Origin of the sequence: Luteibacter sp. 329MFSha, assembly GCF_900111665.1 — a bacterium.
GTDB lineage: Bacteria > Pseudomonadota > Gammaproteobacteria > Xanthomonadales > Rhodanobacteraceae > Luteibacter.
The window spans coordinates 2,002,760-2,020,504 of the sequence record NZ_FOJE01000001.1 but is presented as its reverse complement, the minus strand read 5'-3'; the positions used below and the strand labels follow the sequence as shown (position 1 = coordinate 2,020,504).

Genomic DNA, 17,745 nt, shown 5'->3' with positions numbered 1-17,745 from the left:
GAGTTCCACCGATGGCCGCAGTCACGCGCATCGACACCACCCGCATCGTGCGCGCCCCGCGCGGCAGCGAGCTGACCTGCCGCAGCTGGCTGACCGAGGCGCCGTTCCGCATGCTGCAGAACAACCTCGATCCTGAGGTGGCCGAGAATCCGGCCGAGCTGGTGGTCTACGGCGGCATCGGCCGAGCCGCGCGCAACTGGGAATGTTTCGACGCCATCCTGCGCAGCCTGCGCGAGCTGCGCGACGACCAGACCCTTCTCGTCCAGTCCGGCAAGCCGGTCGGCGTGTTCCCGTCGCATCCGGACGCACCGCGCGTGCTGATCGCCAATTCCAATCTCGTGCCCGCCTGGGCGAACTGGGAACACTTCAACGAACTCGATCGCAAGGGCCTCATGATGTACGGCCAGATGACGGCCGGCTCGTGGATCTACATCGGTTCGCAGGGCATCGTGCAGGGCACGTACGAGACCTTCGTCGAGATGGGTCGCCAGCATTACGGCGGCAGCCTCGCCGGTCGCTGGATTCTCACGGCGGGCCTCGGCGGGATGGGCGGCGCGCAGCCGCTCGCCGCCAGCCTGGCGGGCGCATCGTCGCTGACGATCGAATGCCAGCAGAGCCGCATCGATTTCCGCCTGAAGACGCGTTACGTCGACGAACAGGCGACGGACCTCGACGATGCGCTGGCCCGCCTGGACCGCTATGCGAAGGAGGGGCGCGCCGTCTCGGTGGCGCTGCTCGGCAACGCCGCCGATGTCCTGCCGGAGCTCGTGAAGCGCGGGGTGCGGCCCGACGCCGTCACCGACCAGACCAGCGCGCACGACCCGGTCAACGGGTACCTGCCGTCGGGATGGACGGTCGAGGAATGGTTCGAGCGGCGCAAGAGCGATCCGGCGGGCACCTCGCGCGCCGCGAAGGCATCGATGCGGCGCCACGTCGAAGCGATGCTCGCGTTCCACGCGATGGGCGTGCCGACCTTCGACTACGGCAACAACATCCGCCAGATGGCGAAGGACGAGGGCCTCACGGAGGCCTTCGCGTTCCCGGGCTTCGTGCCGGCGTTCGTGCGGCCGCTGTTCTGCCGCGGCGTCGGCCCGTTCCGCTGGGTGGCGCTATCGGGCGATCCCGAGGACATCTACAAGACCGACGCGAAGGTGAAGGAGCTGATCCCCGACGATCCGCACCTGCACCGCTGGCTCGACATGGCGCGTGAGCGCATCAGCTTCCAGGGACTGCCAGCGCGCATCTGCTGGGTCGGCCTCGGCGAGCGCCACCGCCTGGGCCTGGCGTTCAACGAAATGGTCCGCAACGGCGAACTCAAGGCCCCGGTGGTGATCGGCCGCGACCACCTGGATTCCGGTTCCGTCGCCAGCCCGAACCGCGAGACCGAGGCGATGCGCGACGGCAGCGACGCCGTCAGCGACTGGCCGCTGCTCAACGCGATGCTCAACGTCGCGGGCGGTGCGACCTGGGTCAGCCTGCACCACGGCGGTGGCGTCGGCATGGGATACAGCCAGCACAGCGGCGTGGTGATCGTCTGCGACGGCACCGAGGAGGCCGACCGCCGGATCGCCCGCGTACTGTGGAACGATCCGGGCACGGGTGTCATGCGGCACGCGGACGCCGGCTACCCCGAAGCGATCGCCTGCGCCCGCGAGCAGGGCCTCGACCTGCCGATGCTGACGCCCATGTCGTAGGAGCGCGCACTGCGCGCGACATCTTTTCGCCTCGGTTCCCAAGGTCTGCGCGCCAGCTCCGCGGCGTGGCCCCAGAACATGTCGCGCGCAGGGCGCGCTCCTGCGAAGGCCGGCGATCAGCGGCCGTTCGCCCAGCCCGGCACGTAGCGCTCCGGGTAGATCCGCTGTAGCGCCAGCACCTTGGGCAGGTCGTTGATCACGCGAGCAGGGCCTCGACCTGCCGATATTGACGTCCATGTCGTAGGAGCGCGCCCTGCGCGCGACATCTTTTCGCCTCGGTTCCCAAGGTCTGCGCGCCAGCTCCGGTGCGTGGCCTCAGAACATGTCGCGCGCAGGGCGCGCTCCTGCGAAGGCCGGCGATCAGCGGCCGTTCGCCCAGCCCGGCACGTAGCGCTCCGGGTAGATTCGCTGTAGCGCCAGCACCTTGGGCAGGTCGTTGATCACGATCGCCTGCGCCCGCGAGCAGGGCCTCGACCTGGCGATGCTGACGCCCATGTCGTAGGAGCGCGCCCTGCGCGCGACATCTTTTCGCCTCGGTTCCCAAGGTCTGCGCGCCAGCTCCGGTGCGTGGCCTCAGAACATGTCGCGCGCAGGGCGCGCTCCTGCGAAGGCCGGCGATCAGCGGCCGTTCGCCCAGCCCGGGACGTAGCGCTCCGGGTAGATGCGCTGTAGCGCCAGCACCTTGGGCAGGTCGTTGATCACGATGTAGCGGTCGTCCGGGTTCTGGCGCATGTAGTCCTGGTGATAGTCCTCGGCCGGATAGAACGCCTTCAGCGGGGTGACGTGGGTGACGATGGGGGCGGGGAAGCTCTTCGCCGCGGTGAGCTGGGCGACGTAGGCATCGGCCACCTTCTTCTGCTCCGGCGTGGCGTAGAAGATCGCGGAACGGTACTGGGTGCCGGTGTCGGGCCCCTGGCGGTTCAGCTGGGTCGGGTCCTGCACCACGGAGAAGAAGACCTGGAGCAGCTGGCCATAGGTCACCTGCGCCGGGTCGTAGACGACGCGGACCGATTCGGCGTGCCCGGTGTCGCCCTCGCTGACGTCGTCGTAGTTCGCGTGGGCGGCGTCGCCGCCCGAATAGCCCGCGCGGACGCTCTTCACGCCGCGAACGTGCTGGAAGACACCCTCCACGCCCCAGAAACACCCGCCGGCGAAGACGGCGGTGGCTTCCCCGGCGGCCGGGGTGGCGTCCACGGTGGGGGCGGGCAGTTTGAGTCCCTCGTCCCGCGCGGCGGCGGACGAGCAGGCGGCGAGGGCGACGAACAGGGTCGAAAGGAGGCGGCGCATGGGAAGCTCCTGGAGGGTTACGCCTCAATAGACCGGGGCCACCGCGTATTCCTCACGTCCGTCTCTTCAGGATCGCGAAAGGGTGCCGATAAAGGGCAGATATCTTCGTCTGGAGGGAGCGGAAGCGTGGCGTACGACCTGGTGGAGAGACGCGTGTTCGTGACCGACCTCGAGGTCGGCATGTACGTCAGTCGTCTCGATTGCGAGTGGTCGGACACCCCGTTTCCGCTGCAGGGCGTGCCCATCACGTCCCGCGACGACATCGAGCGCCTCGCGAAGTTCTGCAAATACGTCTTCGTCGACCTGCATCGTCGCGTGGCGCCGGCGGCCGTGTCGACCGTCGTCGGCGCGCCGCCGCGCTTCGCGGGCGCCCGCACGGGTGGGGCCCTGGGGCCCGCCCCGGTGAATCCGCGGCTGGTGCCCAGCCACACCTATACCGACACCGCTTCGTTCGACGACGAGGTGCCTCGCGCGCACGAGGCTTTCGAAGGCGTCACGCGCTTCGCCGAGCGCCTGGTCGACGACATCCAGGAGGGAAGGCCGATCGACCCCGGCGCCGTCGAGCAGGCCGTGCGGCCGCTCGTGGCGAGCGTCCTGCGCAGCGGCGATGCCTTCTCGTGGGTGGAGAGCCTGCGTCGCCGCGACACCTATACCTACCAGCACGCCGTGGGCTGCAGCACGCTCGCCGCGGCCTTCGGCCGGCACATGGGCTTCGCGCCCGAGGCCATCGTCAGCCTCGCCGCCGGCGGGTTGCTGATGGATGTCGGCAAGGCGCAGCTGCCGGAGGAAATGCTCAACCGGGCCGGGCCGCTCAACGACGACGAATGGGAACTCGCAAGGCAGCACGTCACCGAAGGCGTGGCGATCCTCGACCATTCCGGCGTCGACGATCCGGACGTGCGCGACATGCTGTTGACGCACCACGAGCGTTACGACGGCAGCGGATACCCCGAAGGCCTCGCCGGCGCGGCGATCCCGCTCGCGGGGCGCATGGCGGCGATCATCGACACATACCACGCGATGTCGTCGCGGCGGCCGTACCGGCCCGCGGTGTCGCAACACCTCGCCCTGCGCGAGCTCTACGCCGGGCGCGATCGTCTGTTCCAGGCGGAGCTCGTCGAACAGTTCCAGGCGTGCCTCGGCGTCTATCCCACCGGAACGCTGGTGGAACTCAACACGGGTGAAGTCGCGATCGTGATGGTGCAGAATCAGGTCCGCCGCCTGCAGCCGCGTGTGGCCGTCCTGACGCGTACGGACAAGGGGCCGCGCGACGAATTCCTGATCGTCGACCTCATGTACCAGGCGGACGTGGTTCGCAGGGAAATCCTGCGTACACTGCCGCCCGGTAGCTACGGCATCGATCCCAGCGAGTATTTCCTTCCATGAGTGAACGCGCCGACATCCTGCCTGCCGTGCAGGTCATCCTCGACCGGGTCGTCCCCGATAGGAGCTGGCGTGCCGTGCTCGTGGTCCGCCTGCAAGGCATCCGCGAGGCGCAGCTGCGTTTCGGCTACGACTTCGGCAGCGAGATCATGCTCGCCGCCCGGGGCCGGCTCGTCGACGCCCTGCGGCATGTCGATACCGTGTTCGTCGCGGGCGACGATTCATTCGTGGTCGTGTTGCCGTCGGTGCGCAACCGCACGCATGCGCTGCTCGCCGCCACGCGCATCGTCGGTGCCTTCGACAGTCCACTGCTTCGCGGCGAGCGTCCCTGGCACGGACGACCTGTCGTCGGTGTCGCCGTCCATCCGGAGCACGGCACCTCCGCCGAGTTGCTCTACCGGCGCGCCGAGCTGGCGCACGACGAAGCCCTGCGCATCGGCGAGCCGTTCGCGCTGTATCAGCCGGATGCCACGCCGGTGGAGATCCTCTACGGCGAGCTTCGCGAGGACATCGAGGCCAACCGCCTCCACGTCGCCTTCCAGCCGCTGCGCGACTTGCGCTCGGGCGAAATGGTGCGCGTGGAGTCGCTGTCGCGCTGGACCACGACCGCGCAGGTGCACGTCGCGCCGGCCGATTTCATCCAGTTCGCCGAGCGCAGCGACCTGATCGTGCCGCTGACCCGCTGGAGCCTCAACGCGTCGCTACGGCACGCGGCGGCGCTGCACCGCGGCGGCTGTCCGCTCGATGTGGCGATCAACCTTTCGCCGCGCGTCTTCGCGGAACAGGGCTTCGCCGAGCAGATGATCGGTGCCATGGACATCTGGGGCGTGCCGCCCACGGCCGTGATCGTGGAGATCACCGAGACGGCGCTGCTCACCGATCTCGACATGAGCGTGCGCGTGCTGCGCAGCCTGCGCGACCGTGGCGTGCGCGTCGCGATCGACGACTTCGGCACCGGCTACGCGTCGTTCGCGTATCTGCGCCACTTCCCGGCCACCGAGCTGAAGATCGACCGCACCTTCGTCGACGCCATGATCACCGACAGCCGCACGGAGCTCCTGGTGCAGGCCATGGTGGACGTCGCCCACCGGATGGGCATGGAGGCCGTGGCCGAAGGCGTGGAAAACGAAGCCACGCTGCTGCGCCTCGTCGAGATGGATTGCGACCTGGTGCAGGGCTATCACATCGGCCAGCCGATGCCGGCGGACGATTTCGTGGCCGAACGCCTGGCGGCGGCGTCGCTGGTCTGACACGTCGCTGTCGTAGGAGCGCGCCCTGCGCGCGACATCTTTTCGCCCCTGTCCTCAGCGTTGCGCGCCAGCTTTCAGGCCCGGCTGCAAAACATGTCGCGCGCAGGGCGCGCTCCTACGATGGTGGGGTGGATCGGGTCGCGAGATCCCGGTAGCGCTGGTTTAGCGCCGCCACCGCGGTGTCGAGCGCCGCCTCGTCCCCGTCGTTGACGATCACGTCGTCGGCGATCGCCAGGCGGGCCTCGCGCGATGCCTGCGCCGCGATCATCGTCGTCGCGAGGCTCGCATCGACACCGTCGCGCCGCACGAGCCGCTCGACGCGAACGGCTTCGGGCGCGTCGACCACCAGCACGCGATCCACCCAGTCGTAATGCGCGAGGTTCTCGACCAGCAGCGGGATCGACAGGATGCAGTAGGGCCCGCTGTCCGACGCGACGGCCTCGCGCAGCCAGCTGCGGATGCGCGGATGCAGGATGCCTTCGAGCGTCGCCCGGGCCGCGGGGTCGGCGAACACCCGCTGACGCATGGCCGCGCGATCGAGCGCGCCGCCGGCATCGAGGGCTTCCGGTCCGAACACGCGGGCCACCTCGGCCAGCGCCTCCGATCCGGGTTCGACCACGGCGCGCGCGGCCACGTCGGCGTCGTAGGCGCGGATGCCCAGCGCCTCGAAGCGCCGCTCGACCGCGCTCTTGCCCGAGGCGATGCCGCCGGTCAGCGCGACGACGAAGCGGCTCATCGCAGGCCCGACACGTGCAGGTAGGCGGCGAGCAACCGGTCGCCGGCGAGCAGCCAGACCCAGCCGGCGGCGGCGATGTACGGACCGAACGGGATGGGGACGTCGCGCTGGTGCTTGCGCAGCAGCATCAGGCTGCCGCCCACGAGGGCACCGATCAGCGACGACAGCATCACCACGGGCAGGATCGACACCGGGCCCATCCACGCGCCCAGGGCGGCCAGCAGCTTGAAATCGCCGTGGCCCATGCCCTCCTTGCCGGTGAGCAGCTTGAACAGCCAGTAGACGCTCCACAGGCTGAGGTACCCGATCAGGGCGCCGACGATCGCGCTCGACGGCGACACGGGCGACGGCTGCCACGCGGGAATCAGCGAGAGGCCAAGGCCGATCCAGAGAAGGGGGTAGGTGAGCTCGTCGGGCAGCAGCTGCGTGCGCACGTCGATGCCGGACAGCGCGATCAGGAAGAAGGTGAAGAGCAGGGCGGTCAGCGCGGCGGCCGTCGGCCCGAAGTGCCACACGACGAGCCCGCTGGCGATGCCCGTGAGCAGCTCGACCGCCGGATACTGCACGGAAATCGCGGCCTTGCAGTAGCGGCAGCGGCCACGAAGAAAGAGCCAGCCGAACACCGGGATGTTGTCGTGGGCGGCGAGGCGATGCTTGCATCGCGGGCAATGCGACGCCTGAAGCGCCACACCCGGTGGCTTCGGCTCGTCGACGGGGTCGAGCCCCAGCACCTCGCGCGCCTGGCGGCGCCACTCCCATTCCATGCGCGGCGGTGTGCGCAGGATCACGACGTTGAGGAAGCTGCCGACCAGCAGGCCGAACACCGCGGCGAACGCGATCCAGAGGGAGAGCGGCAGTTCCGGCATGAGCGATCCGTATCCAAAGAAAAGACCCTTCGCCCGCGAGGGCGAAGGGTCTTTATTGTGCCTTGCGCGCGACGAAAATCAGACCGTGCCGGCGAGTTTGAAGATGGGCAGGTAGAGGGAGACGACCATGCCACCGACGAGCACGCCGAGCACGACCATGATCAGCGGCTCCAGCAACGTGGCGAGGTTGTCCACGGCGTTGCTGACCTCCTCTTCATAGAATTCGGCGACCTTGAACAGCATGTGGTCGAGCGAGCCGGATTCCTCGCCGATCGCGGTCATCTGGACCACCATGTTCGGGAACAGGCCGGTCTGACGCATCGAGAGCTGCAGCTGGTGGCCCACCGCGATGTCGTCGCGCATCTGCATCACGGCGTCGCCGTAGATGACGCTGCCCGTGGCGCCGGCCACCGCCTCGAGGGCCTCCACCAGGGGTACGCCGGCGTGGAACGTGACGCCAAGCGTGCGCGCGAAACGCGCGATCGCCGAGAGGCGCAGGATGTTGCCCATGACGGGCAGGCGGAGCGATATGCGCTCGAGCAGATGAGCGAACTTCGGCGACCGCTTCTTGGCCATGATCAGGACAGTGATGCTGCCGACGATCACGCCGATCACCAGCCACCAGTACGACTGCATGAACTGGGACGCCGATACGACGACCTGCGTCGGCAGGGGCAGTTCGGCGCCGGCGTCCTTGAAGGTCTGTTCGAACACGGGCACGACGAACAGCAGCAGGATCATGCTGACCAGCATCGCGACGACGAGCACCATGATGGGATAGAACAAGGCCTTCTTGATCTTGGCCTTGATGCTTTCCATCCGCTCTTTATAGGTGGCCACGGTGTCGAGCACCGTGTCGAGCACACCCGCCGATTCGCCCGCATGGACGAGGTTTCGGTACAGCTCGTCGAACTGGACCGGGTACAGCGCCAGCGCCTCGTGCAATGCGGAACCGCCCTCGATCGAGGCCTTGACGTCCGTGAGCATGTTCTTGAACCGGACGTTCTTCTGCCCGTTGGAGATGATCTCGAACGCCTGCACCATGGGCACGCCCGAGGCCATCATCGTGGCGATCTGACGGCTGAAAATCGCGACGTCCCTTGGCTTGACCGTGCTGCCACTGGCACCGAACAGCGGCTTCGCCCGCTCACGCACCGTCTGCGGATTCATCCCCTGGCGACGCAGTTCGGCCTTCACGAGGGAGGCATTCTTCGCCGGCATCTCGCCCTTCATGCGCTTGCCGCGCTTGTCGAGGGCGGTCCAGTCGTACATGGTGAGCTTGTTGACTTCGGCACGCGCCGCGCCGATGGCGCGCGCGTTCTTCGTGGCGGTGGCAGTAGCCATGGCGCGGTGTTCCCCCCGGTGGATGCTTCAGTGGGCCAGCCCTCCCGGGCGGCCCCTTGCTCTTATTCTAGTGTGACGGCTGGGGCCCGTGCCTTTCTGCCGTCTGGCGCACATCTTCACACGGCCGACGCCCGGGCGGTCAGTCCTTGGTCACCCGGTTGATCTCGGCCAGGCTGGTGACGCCGTTGCGGACCTTCAGCAGGGCCGAGGCCCGCAGGTCGTTGATGCCCGCCGCCTTCGCCACTTCGGCGATCTGCAGCGCGTTGCCGCCTTCCAGGACGATCCTCTGGATCTCCTCGACCATCGGCATGACCTGATAGATGCCCACGCGACCCTTGTAGCCCTCGTTGCAGCTGTCGCAACCGACCGCCTCGTAGAGGGTGATGCCGGCATCGACCTCTTCCTGCGTGAAGCCCTCGGCGAGTAGCGCCGCCGGCGGGAGCGTGATCTCCCGCTTGCAGTCGTGGAGGCGGCGGGCGAGGCGCTGGGCGATGATCAGGGTGACCGACGAGGTGATGTTGTAGGGCGCGATGCCCATGTTCATCAGGCGCGAGATGGTCTGGGGCGCGTCGTTGGTGTGCAGCGTGGACAGTACCATGTGGCCGGTCTGGGCCGCCTTCACGGCGATTTCCGCCGTCTCGAGGTCGCGGATCTCACCGACCATGATCACGTCGGGATCCTGGCGCAGGAAGGAGCGCAGGGCTGCCGCGAAGGTCATGCCGCGCTTCACGTTCTGCTGGACCTGGTTGATGCCCTCCACGCGGATTTCGACCGGGTCCTCCACGGTGGAGATGTTGCGTCCCTCGATGTTCAGGATGTTGAGCGCCGTATACAGCGAGACAGTCTTACCCGAGCCCGTCGGGCCGGTGACCAGGACCATGCCGTAAGGTTTTTCGATCGCATCGAGGTACAGCTTCTTCTGCACTTCCTCGTAGCCCAGCTTGTCGATGCCCAGCTTGGCCGACGAGCCGTCGAGGATACGCAGCACGATCTTCTCGCCGAACAGCGTCGGCAGCGTGCTCACGCGGAAGTCGATCGCGCGGGTCTTCGTGAGGTTGAGCTTGATGCGGCCGTCCTGCGGCACGCGGCGCTCGGCGATGTCCAGGCCGCTCATCACCTTCAGGCGCGACGCGATGCGCGTGCCCAGCTTGATCGGCGCCGTGGCGACGATGCGCAGGATGCCGTCCATGCGCAGGCGGACGCGGTACACCGTTTCGAACGGCTCGAAATGGATATCCGAGGCGCCACGCTTGATCGCGTCGACCAGGATCTTGTTGACGAACTTTACGACCGGGGCGTCGTCGTTGGCGTTGGCGTCGATGCCGGTGGTCTCGCCCTCGTCGTCGCCGCCTTCGAGCGCAAGCTCTTCCAGCCCGCCGTCCTCGAACCCCGGGACATTCGCGGTCATGGCGGACAGGGCGGTATCGATGATCCGCCTCAGCTGGCCGCGCTCCACCAGCACCGGCTCCACCATGTGGTTCGAGTGGAACTTGATCTCGTCCAGGGCGTGCGACTGCATCGGATCGGCGATGCCGACGAACAGCCGCTTGCCGCGCTTGAACAGCGGCAGGGCCTGGTGCTTGGTGATCAGGGCCTCGGTGACGAGGTCCAGCGGCATGTTGGCGGCGGCCATGCCCGCGATATCCATCAACGGCATGCCGAATTCGGCGGACGCCACCTGCGACAGCTTCGCGCTGTCGACGAGGTTGTGGTCCACCAGCCAGGACGAGAGCGAGACGCGCTTTTCCGCGGCGTCCTGCACGGCCTTGCGGACGTCGGCTTCCGCCAGGACGTTTTCGGTCACCAGGCGCCGTGCCATACCCGTGAGGCCTGCCAGCATCGGCGTATGCATTTGAGAAGCCATGAAGGACCCGTTTCCCCGAGATACGCGGCTGAATCTACTCCAGATTATGCAATTGGTCACGCTTAACGCATGTGAATGCGCCGGGCCCGCCGAAGCGCTGGAATTCGCTTGGCCGTACTCGTTTCCCGTAGGCGATATCCCTTATGATTCAACGACCACGGGGGACATCTCTTGAGTCGTATAAGCATCATCCTTCCCGCCAAGAACGAGGCGGCCGCCCTGAAAGACCTGTTGCCCCGGCTGACCGCCGCCCAGCCCGGCGCGGAGATCATCGTCGTGGACGATGGTTCCACCGACGATACGAAAGCCGTTTGCGCGGCCTCGGGGGTGGTCTGCCTGTCGTCTCCCTACTCGATGGGTAACGGCGCCGCGATCAAGCGCGGCGCCCGGGCGGCGAAAGGCGAGATCCTCGTCTTCATGGACGGCGATGGCCAGCACGATCCCGCCGACATCGCGCGCCTCATGGCCCGGCTGGAACAGGGCTACGACATGGTCGTGGGTGCGCGGGACTGGGAAAGCCAGGCGGGCGTCGGGCGCGGCCTGGCGAACACGCTGTACAACTGGCTCGCCAGCCGAATGACGGGGCAGGCCGTGGCGGACCTCACCTCCGGCTTCCGGGTCGCGAGGGCCGATCGATTCCGCGAGTTCATCCACCTCCTGCCCAACGGCTTCTCCTACCCGACGACGAGCACGATGGCGTTCTTCCGCAGTGCCTATGGCGTCGCGTACGAGCCGATCAAGGCCGCGGAGCGGGTGGGGAAGAGTCACATCAAGCCGCTGAAGGATGGCGTTCGGTTCTTGTTGATCATTTTCAAGATCGCGACGTTGTATTCGCCGTTGAAGTTGTTCTTTCCGGCGAGCGCGACGTTCTTCCTGCTCGGCTGCGCGAACTACCTTTACACGTACCTTCATTACGGGCGCCTCACTAACGGCAGCACGCTCATGTGGAGCGCCGCCGTGATCGTGTTCCTTATCGGGCTGGTATCCGAGCAGATCACGTCGCTTACCTACAGGCGATCCGAATGACCGTTGCAGGCGGCGTCCGGCCGCGCGTCGCGGTGTGCGTCGTCACGTACAACCATGCGCGTTACATCGAGGACTGCCTGCTGAGCGTGCTTTCGCAGGCCGTCGACGCGGACGTCTCGATCATCGTGGGCGATGACGGGTCGACCGATGGAACCAGCGATCTGATCGTCCGACTCGACGCGGCATGGCCCGGACGTATTACCCATGTCTTGCATTCCGAAAGGCGTGGCCCCATCGGCAACTATCTTTCCATCATCGCCCGCGCAGAGGGCGACTTCGTCGCGCATCTCGATGGTGACGATTTCTGGCTCCCGGGCAAATTGAGGGAGCAGATCGAACTGCTGGAACGGCACCCGTCGGCCATGGCGTCATGCACGAACGCAGTGGTGTTCGATGACTCGAGAGAGCCGGTAGGCGTTTTCACGAATGCCCGGGCGGGTCTCTACTCGCTCGATGACCTCATGCGGCGAGGCAACTTCCTGAACCATAGCTCGTTGCTTTACCGCGCCTCGCAAAAGGACCGTATTCTCGCCCTCGCACCGCCGTTCATCGATTACCGGATGCACGCCGAGTTGGCCACACGCGGTCCCATCGTTTTTACCTCGAAGACACTGGTGGGATATCGCGCGAACGCGACCGGATCGATGCTTTCGAACGCCAACGCCTCCGTAAGGGAGGCGTACTTCGATGCGATACAGTTCGCCATCCCACATCTCTCCCCTCGGGCTCGCGTCGCAGCATGCGTGGACATGATGCGTCGGGTCGTGTTCCGGTCGCTTCGGACGCGGGACATCCGGATGCTCGCCACATGGTGGGCGCGCTTATCCCGCGCCGCATCCGTGCCGGCGCCACGTTTCGTGGCGCAACTGCTGGCGTCCGTCGTTCGCGAGGCTTCCCGGCAAGGAGTCCAGGCCTTGAGCGGCAGGATGCTCGGTGCCAGGAATCGCGTCCTCTACTTTCGTTGATCGCCGATGACCATTCACCTTCGAAAGTTGCCCATGTGGGTCTGGTACGGCTGGCTGGCACCGCGTCGACGCGTCTGCTACGCCTGCTCACGGCACGTAGGTGGCTTTCTTCCGTACCGTAGTGGATGGCGCTCCGTTTCCGACGCGATGCGCGTGCTCGAACTCAATGGCAGTGACCTGGACAACTTCGAGTGCCCTCGTTGCGGTGCCAACGATCGCCTGAGGCATCTCCTCATGTATCTCGATTCGCGGCGATTCTTCGAGAGATTCGCCGGCGCACGAGTCCTTCACTTCGCCCCGGAGCGGGCCCTTGTTTCCAGGATCGATGCCGCCGGACCGTCCACCTACGTGCTCGCTGATATCGAGCCGTCCAGCGACCGCATGGTCCGGGTGGACATGACGCGGATGCAGTTCGGGGACGGCAGCTTCGATGTCGTCATCGCGAACCACGTGCTCGAGCATGTCCATGACCTTGGCGCCGCACTTCACGAAGTCGGACGGGTGCTCGCTCCCGGGGGGCATGCCATCCTGCAGACGCCATACAGTCGACGGTTGAGTGCCACGTTCGAAGATCGTGGTATCGACACCGACACGGCTCGCCACGTGATGTACGGCCAGGAAGATCATGTTCGCCTCTTCGGCGCGAATATCGTCGAGGAAATCGCCCGGTTGTCAGGCCTGGTCGCCACCGGGCGCCCGCACCATGAAGAGTTGCCGGATGTCGATGCCTGGCGGAACGGCGTCAATGCAGCCGAACCGTTCTTCCTGTTTCGCCGGACTTAGCGAAGGTCGGGTACGCCATGCCGGCGAAGCATGTCCAGCTTGCGCAATCGCCATCGGAAGGCGCTGAAATAGCGACTCGCTGAGACGACCCGGCGAGCCTGCACCTGACGCCGCGTCCGCTTGAGCATGCCGCGCTGCCTCCAGCAGGACGCGAGGGCGGCGCCGTAGATTTCCGTCCAGGGGCGAATGCTTCGGCGAAGGATCGACATCAGCAAGCCCTCCGCGATCAAGGTCGCGACGTGCGCGATCAATGCCGGTACGGCGTAAGGGAATGGGGTGAAGACGGCAAGCAGGTACGTCTTGTTGCGCTCGCTGAGGCTGCGCCGCCGATACGTCGATTCTAGGCGGCCATGCTGGACACGATTGCCGCCGAAGCTCCTGCCCTGCATGTGGCGATATCCCGAAGCCGCGACGCAGCGCACGGTGCGCCCGGCCTGGCGGGCCGCGCAACAAAGATACATGTCTTCCGCGAGTGACCCTATCCACGATGGAAATCCACCAAGTTCGTCCCAGAGGACGCGTGAGGTCCAGAGGCATGCTCCGATGACCATGGCCACTTCCGTCGTCGCGTCCGTGTTGGGTATCGGATTCATGAAAGGGTCGAGCAGGCACCCCCGGTCGACCAGGTCACCGCTGTCCCAGTCGAACTGCGGCAGGGTGAGCACGGACCCAGGCGTTGTCTCGAGCGCTGCGGTGGCCAACGCAGCGAGTGCTCCGGGCAGCAAGGCCGCGTCGTTGTTGAGAAGGAGGATGTATTCCCCGCGGCTCGCTTCAACCATGCGGTTGTTGGATACACAAAAGCCGACGTTCTCGGCGCTGGCGATCACGCGCACCGACGGATAGCGGGCGAGCACTTCCAGGGACCGGTCGGTGGACGCATCGTCATGGACGATGACCTCGAAAGTGTGGCCCAGCTGCTGGCTCAGCACGGATTCGAGGCATCCTTCGAGGAGGGCCTCTCCGTTGTAGTTCGCGATGCAAACCGTGCAGAACACCCTTGGAGCGGCTGGATCGATCATGCGAACGCTGCCCATGCGCGTCGCAGGCCCGTCTCGAGGTCGACCGACGGTCGCCAGCCGAATGCGCGGGAAGCCTTCGCGTTGTCCAGGACGATTCGCCGGACATCGAATGGCGACGATGGATGATAGGTTCGCGGCACGCTCAGGCCGGTCACGGACTCGATACGTGCGAAGAGTTCGTTGAGCGAGACCCCCTCGCGACTCGACGCGTTGTATGTCGTCGCTCCGGGCATGACCGGCGTTGTCAGGATACGGGCGACGAGGCGCGAAAGATCGTCAACGTGAAGATAATCACGGATCGACTCGCCATCGCCGCGAATGGCGACCGGTGCGCCACTTCGTATGGCGTGGAACGCGGTTGGGATGATCCCGAATCCTGGCCGATACGGCTGCCCACTCCCATAGACGTTCGAGGCCCGCAGTACGATCGCGCAGTGGCCCTCCTGACGCGCCCAGGCGTACAGGAATGCCTCCGCCGCGGCCTTTCCCGCGCTGTAGTAAGACTTCGGCTCGATGACCGTGTCCTCCGTCGCCATGTCTTCCAGCACGTCTCCATAGATGGCCCCACCGGTGGAGAGGAAGACGAGGCGAATGGGCGGCTGGCGCCTCGCGGCCTCCAGCAAACGGACCAGCGGCGCGATGTTGGCATCGACTTCGGCGCTCACCGACATCGAGCTCGAAGAAGGAGTGGTTGCCCCGGCCGACCAGAGCACGGTAGTTCCCGGTCGCAAGATTTGTGACCAATCCGGGTGACTCCCGCTGTTCGATCGCGACCCTTCCGCCGACGAACCGTCGGCAGGCAGGCGGCCGACGGGCGTCAATGTCCGGCCATGGTGCAGCTCCGTTACCAGATGCGAGCCGATGAAGCCCGACGCACCGACGACGACGACGTGGTCAGACACCCTTCGTCTCCTGCACTAATCGACCATATAACGCGCTGTAACGAGCGGCACAGTCCGCCCATGTTCCGAACCTCTCTCTCGCCGAGACCCGGCTTGCCGCTCCCATCCGTCGGTTCTCGTCCTCGTCCTCGAGGCTCCCCAGCGCGGCGCCGAAACTGTCCGGCCCTTCGACGATCATTCCGTCGGAACCATGGGTGATCAGGTCCTCGTGCGCGGGTAACCTCGAAGCGATGATTGGTAGGCCTGAAGCCATCGCCTCCAGCATGACCTGAGGTCGTCCTTCGTCGTGTTCGCTGAGGCTAATCAGCCCCGTCGCAACGGGGAACCAGTGATCCCGGAGACGGTCCGGCGACGCCGGGCCGTGGTACTGCACCCAATCCGGAAGCGTCACGCCTTCTTGCAAGGGACCGATAATGTGAAGCATGCGGCGCGCGTTGCCCCTGAAATGCCGTTCTCCCCACGCGAAAAGGGGCCCGAGCTTCTTTTCCGTGAGTCTCGATACGACAAGCCAGTGACTCGTGTCCTGGGGATTGCGGTCGATGTCGAACCACCGCGGATCAATGCCGAAGGGCACGGTCTTTATCGTCGCCATGTCGCCGAAGATTCGCTCGAGCGGCGTGACCATCCAGTCGGCGTTGGGGCAGATGGCGACGCGGCGTCCACGCAACGCTCGCCTAATCCATCCGGTGACTCCCGGAAGTTCGAGGAGGCGCATGTCGTTGCCGAGGACCGTGACGAGGGCGGGAACGCCGTTCGTCGGCAGCGGCATTGCGCACTGCAGCCAGTTGATGTGATAGACGTCGGGACGCGAGGCACTGAACGCACGCCTGAGGCCCGCGATCAGCCGCACCGCGGCAAGTACACCGCGAAAGCGCCGGCGCCGCAGGAGGTGGGCGATGCCGCCTTCGGCCATCAGCGTCGCCAGCATCCGGGTCTCCGTCGGCGTCGTCGCGTCGGCGGCGTCTGGCGGCAGGGGGCCGGGTGGGGCCCATACCGATAGTGCGATGTCGTCCCTTGCGGCCAGCGCTCCCACCATGTGACGGATGAACACGCCGCGCCAGTCGCCCTCGTCAGTCGGATACGAAGTGCTCGTGAGCAACACGGCAAGGGTACGTGCGGCAGGGGCCGTTCGGTTCGTCATCGGTGCATGGGCGCTCATGTCGGGGTGCCGCGAAGTATTTGTTTGACGGTGGGTAAGGCCGGATGCCCGAGGGCGAGTCCGACGATCAGAGTGCTGGCCGCGGCAGATATGCATCCTAGTATCGCCGCCCATAGATCGACCGGAATGAGTTGGCGGCAAGTCCATGCTGCCAGTCCGGCGATGGCCGCCGGCAGCGCGACTCCAGCGAAATCCTCGAGTTGGGCTCGTACACCATAGTTCATGATTCGGCCGAGGAAATATGCGTTCAGAAGGCACGAGATCATGCTTGTAAGGACTGTCGACCAAGCGATCGCGACCATTCCAAAGGGCGCGCTGAGCGCCAGCAGGGCGACGCCCGTCGACTTCTTCAGGACCTCGACGCGAAGCACAAGGTGGGGGTGTCCTTGCGAGTTGAGTGCCACCAGGTTGAGGACGTGAGCGGGCCAGGGGATGGCGGCGAGCGAAAGTATGCCAAGTAGCGTCCCGGCCTCGGACCATGCCGTGCCGTAGATCGTACGGACGAGTGGCGTCGCCAGAGCGGCAAGCGTGGCCATCGCGGGCGCGAAAATGAAGAGCCCCAGGCGCATGCCGCCCCGCAGGATGCGGCGCGCCTCCGCGAGGTCGTCGCGCATGGAGGACAGGAGGGGGAGCCCGAGGCGATTGAGCACGGCGGCGATGAATGACGTCGGAGCTTGCTGCGTGTTCTGCGCAAGGGTGTAGTACCCCAACTCCTTCGCTGAATACATTCTGCCGATCCACACGGTCTGCAGTCGGTTGTACGCGGTATCGATGAGCCCGGCGACGAGCATGTAGCCACCGAACGATCCCACGGAGCGCGCCGCCCTCGAGTCGAACCTTCCGGAGGGGCGCCATCCTGAGAGGACGTAAAGCATCGCGGTGCGCGCGCCGATCGATGAAATGGCTTGCGCGACGAGCGCCCATGGGCCGAGTCCCGCGTAAGCGCAGGCGATCGCGATCACGCCTGAAGCGGTCGAACTAACCAGTTCAACACGGGTGCGTGTCCGGAAGGCCATGCGTTGCGTCAGCAAGGCATCGGGTACCACGGCGAGTGCACCCAAGGGGAACACGGCAGCCATGGCCACACATAAGCCCACGAGTTCCGGATGTCCGTAGAAGCTGGCGATAGCCGGTGCGGCCCCGACCAGCACGAGCGCCACGACGACGCTGATCGCGAGGTTCACGAACAGGGTAGAGGTTTCCTCATCCTTCGTCGTGTTCTGCCGCTGGATGAGTGCCAGGCCCGTGCCGGAGTCGACGAATACCGTTCCCAGCGCGGTGAACACCGTCACCATCGCGACGAGTCCGAACGAGGCGGGATCGATCAGGCGCGCGAGAACCACCATGACGCCGAACTGGACGACATAGCGCACGCCGATCTCAAGACCGCTCCAACGGGCTGCGCCGCCGAGCTTCGTTTTATGGCTGCGGGTCATGGGGGAGCGCGATGAAAGCCAGGGCGTGGGC

General features: G+C 66.1%; 16 protein-coding genes. 6 read left to right on the top strand and 10 right to left on the bottom strand.

The window, feature by feature from the left end; genetic code table 11:
• The first annotated feature begins 11 nt into the window (after positions 1–11).
• Positions 12–1,694: a urocanate hydratase gene (gene hutU / locus BMW54_RS09070; RefSeq protein WP_090054746.1), complete on the top strand. Its 1,683-nt coding sequence runs from the start codon at positions 12–14 to the stop codon at positions 1,692–1,694.
• A gap of 360 nt (positions 1,695–2,054) precedes the next feature.
• Here the strand turns inward: hutU and BMW54_RS19115 are convergent, their stop codons facing one another.
• Together BMW54_RS19115 and msrA are read right to left on the bottom strand one after the other, a co-directional pair.
• A complete protein-coding gene (locus tag BMW54_RS19115) occupies positions 2,055–2,189 on the bottom strand; it encodes a hypothetical protein (RefSeq protein WP_256374577.1) in 135 nt (44 codons plus the stop codon).
• Positions 2,190–2,312: 123 nt separating this feature from the next.
• Positions 2,313–2,981, bottom strand: coding sequence for a peptide-methionine (S)-S-oxide reductase MsrA (gene msrA / locus BMW54_RS09065; RefSeq protein WP_090054744.1), 669 nt, complete (start codon positions 2,979–2,981; stop codon positions 2,313–2,315).
• A 126-nt stretch (positions 2,982–3,107) separates the two neighbouring features.
• On the opposite strand from msrA, the gene BMW54_RS09060 reads away from it, so the two are divergent.
• On the top strand, positions 3,108–4,367 hold the full coding sequence (locus BMW54_RS09060) for an HD-GYP domain-containing protein (protein WP_090054743.1): 1,260 nt from the start codon (positions 3,108–3,110) through the stop codon (positions 4,365–4,367).
• The gene (locus tag BMW54_RS09055; protein ID WP_090054741.1) at positions 4,364–5,614 is read left to right on the top strand and encodes a putative bifunctional diguanylate cyclase/phosphodiesterase; all 1,251 of its coding nucleotides are present in this window, start codon (positions 4,364–4,366) and stop codon (positions 5,612–5,614) included. Before BMW54_RS09060 ends, BMW54_RS09055 begins: the two co-directional genes overlap by 4 nt.
• A 115-nt stretch (positions 5,615–5,729) precedes the next feature.
• On the opposite strand, the gene coaE is transcribed toward BMW54_RS09055, so the two are convergent.
• From coaE to pilB, 4 genes are all read right to left on the bottom strand, one after another.
• Positions 5,730–6,350 (bottom strand): dephospho-CoA kinase, encoded by a 621-nt coding sequence (gene coaE, locus BMW54_RS09050; RefSeq protein WP_090054739.1) that lies wholly within the window; start codon positions 6,348–6,350, stop codon positions 5,730–5,732.
• Positions 6,347–7,216, bottom strand: a complete 870-nt coding sequence (locus BMW54_RS09045) for a prepilin peptidase (protein WP_090054738.1) — start codon at positions 7,214–7,216, stop codon at positions 6,347–6,349. The genes coaE and BMW54_RS09045 overlap by 4 nt, the downstream gene beginning before the upstream one ends.
• A 78-nt stretch (positions 7,217–7,294) precedes the next feature.
• The gene (locus BMW54_RS09040) at positions 7,295–8,560 is read right to left on the bottom strand and encodes a type II secretion system F family protein (RefSeq protein WP_090054736.1); all 1,266 of its coding nucleotides are present in this window, start codon (positions 8,558–8,560) and stop codon (positions 7,295–7,297) included.
• A 139-nt stretch (positions 8,561–8,699) separates the two neighbouring features.
• Positions 8,700–10,424: a type IV-A pilus assembly ATPase PilB gene (pilB, locus tag BMW54_RS09035; protein WP_090054734.1), complete on the bottom strand. Its 1,725-nt coding sequence runs from the start codon at positions 10,422–10,424 to the stop codon at positions 8,700–8,702.
• Between the two features lie 171 nt (positions 10,425–10,595).
• On the opposite strand from pilB, the gene BMW54_RS09030 reads away from it, so the two are divergent.
• The 3 genes from BMW54_RS09030 to BMW54_RS09020 are packed head-to-tail and all read left to right on the top strand — an operon-like array spanning position 10,596 to position 13,198.
• Entirely contained in the window at positions 10,596–11,450 is an 855-nt protein-coding gene (locus tag BMW54_RS09030; protein ID WP_090054733.1) for a glycosyltransferase family 2 protein, read from the top strand.
• Positions 11,447–12,415 (top strand): glycosyltransferase, encoded by a 969-nt coding sequence (locus tag BMW54_RS09025; RefSeq protein WP_090054731.1) that lies wholly within the window; start codon positions 11,447–11,449, stop codon positions 12,413–12,415. Before BMW54_RS09030 ends, BMW54_RS09025 begins: the two co-directional genes overlap by 4 nt.
• A gap of 6 nt (positions 12,416–12,421) precedes the next feature.
• Positions 12,422–13,198: a class I SAM-dependent methyltransferase gene (locus tag BMW54_RS09020; RefSeq protein WP_090054729.1), complete on the top strand. Its 777-nt coding sequence runs from the start codon at positions 12,422–12,424 to the stop codon at positions 13,196–13,198.
• On the opposite strand, the gene BMW54_RS09015 is transcribed toward BMW54_RS09020, so the two are convergent.
• Genes BMW54_RS09015 through BMW54_RS09000 form a run of 4 tightly spaced genes read right to left on the bottom strand, consistent with a single transcriptional unit; the run spans position 13,195 to position 17,714 of the window.
• Positions 13,195–14,217, bottom strand: a complete 1,023-nt coding sequence (locus BMW54_RS09015) for a glycosyltransferase family 2 protein (RefSeq protein ID WP_090054728.1) — start codon at positions 14,215–14,217, stop codon at positions 13,195–13,197. The two genes, BMW54_RS09020 and BMW54_RS09015, sit on opposite strands and share 4 nt — an antisense overlap.
• On the bottom strand, positions 14,214–15,119 hold the full coding sequence (locus BMW54_RS09010; RefSeq protein WP_090054726.1) for an NAD-dependent epimerase/dehydratase family protein: 906 nt from the start codon (positions 15,117–15,119) through the stop codon (positions 14,214–14,216). The genes BMW54_RS09015 and BMW54_RS09010 overlap by 4 nt, the downstream gene beginning before the upstream one ends.
• Positions 15,112–16,278 carry a glycosyltransferase family 4 protein gene (locus tag BMW54_RS09005; RefSeq protein ID WP_254779174.1) on the bottom strand — a complete coding sequence of 389 codons (1,167 nt, stop codon included), beginning with the start codon at positions 16,276–16,278 and terminating at the stop codon, positions 15,112–15,114. The genes BMW54_RS09010 and BMW54_RS09005 overlap by 8 nt, the downstream gene beginning before the upstream one ends.
• The gene (locus tag BMW54_RS09000; RefSeq protein WP_090054723.1) at positions 16,275–17,714 is read right to left on the bottom strand and encodes a lipopolysaccharide biosynthesis protein; all 1,440 of its coding nucleotides are present in this window, start codon (positions 17,712–17,714) and stop codon (positions 16,275–16,277) included. Before BMW54_RS09000 ends, BMW54_RS09005 begins: the two co-directional genes overlap by 4 nt.
• Between the last annotated feature and the right edge of the window lie 31 nt (positions 17,715–17,745).

Bases quoted from the DNA above. Each gene is read 5' to 3' on its own strand.
- hutU (WP_090054746.1), top strand. From the start codon at position 12: ATGGCCGCAGTCACGCGCATCGACACCACCCGCATCGTGCGCGCCCCG.
- BMW54_RS19115 (WP_256374577.1), bottom strand. From the start codon at position 2,189: ATGGGCGTCAGCATCGCCAGGTCGAGGCCCTGCTCGCGGGCGCAGGCG.
- msrA (WP_090054744.1), bottom strand. From the start codon at position 2,981: ATGCGCCGCCTCCTTTCGACCCTGTTCGTCGCCCTCGCCGCCTGCTCG.
- BMW54_RS09055 (WP_090054741.1), top strand. From the start codon at position 4,364: ATGAGTGAACGCGCCGACATCCTGCCTGCCGTGCAGGTCATCCTCGAC.
- coaE (WP_090054739.1), bottom strand. From the start codon at position 6,350: ATGAGCCGCTTCGTCGTCGCGCTGACCGGCGGCATCGCCTCGGGCAAG.
- BMW54_RS09045 (WP_090054738.1), bottom strand. From the start codon at position 7,216: ATGCCGGAACTGCCGCTCTCCCTCTGGATCGCGTTCGCCGCGGTGTTC.
- BMW54_RS09040 (WP_090054736.1), bottom strand. From the start codon at position 8,560: ATGGCTACTGCCACCGCCACGAAGAACGCGCGCGCCATCGGCGCGGCG.
- pilB (WP_090054734.1), bottom strand. From the start codon at position 10,424: ATGGCTTCTCAAATGCATACGCCGATGCTGGCAGGCCTCACGGGTATG.
- BMW54_RS09025 (WP_090054731.1), top strand. From the start codon at position 11,447: ATGACCGTTGCAGGCGGCGTCCGGCCGCGCGTCGCGGTGTGCGTCGTC.
- BMW54_RS09020 (WP_090054729.1), top strand. From the start codon at position 12,422: ATGACCATTCACCTTCGAAAGTTGCCCATGTGGGTCTGGTACGGCTGG.
- BMW54_RS09015 (WP_090054728.1), bottom strand. From the start codon at position 14,217: ATGATCGATCCAGCCGCTCCAAGGGTGTTCTGCACGGTTTGCATCGCG.
- BMW54_RS09005 (WP_254779174.1), bottom strand. From the start codon at position 16,278: ATGAGCGCCCATGCACCGATGACGAACCGAACGGCCCCTGCCGCACGT.
- BMW54_RS09000 (WP_090054723.1), bottom strand. From the start codon at position 17,714: ATGACCCGCAGCCATAAAACGAAGCTCGGCGGCGCAGCCCGTTGGAGC.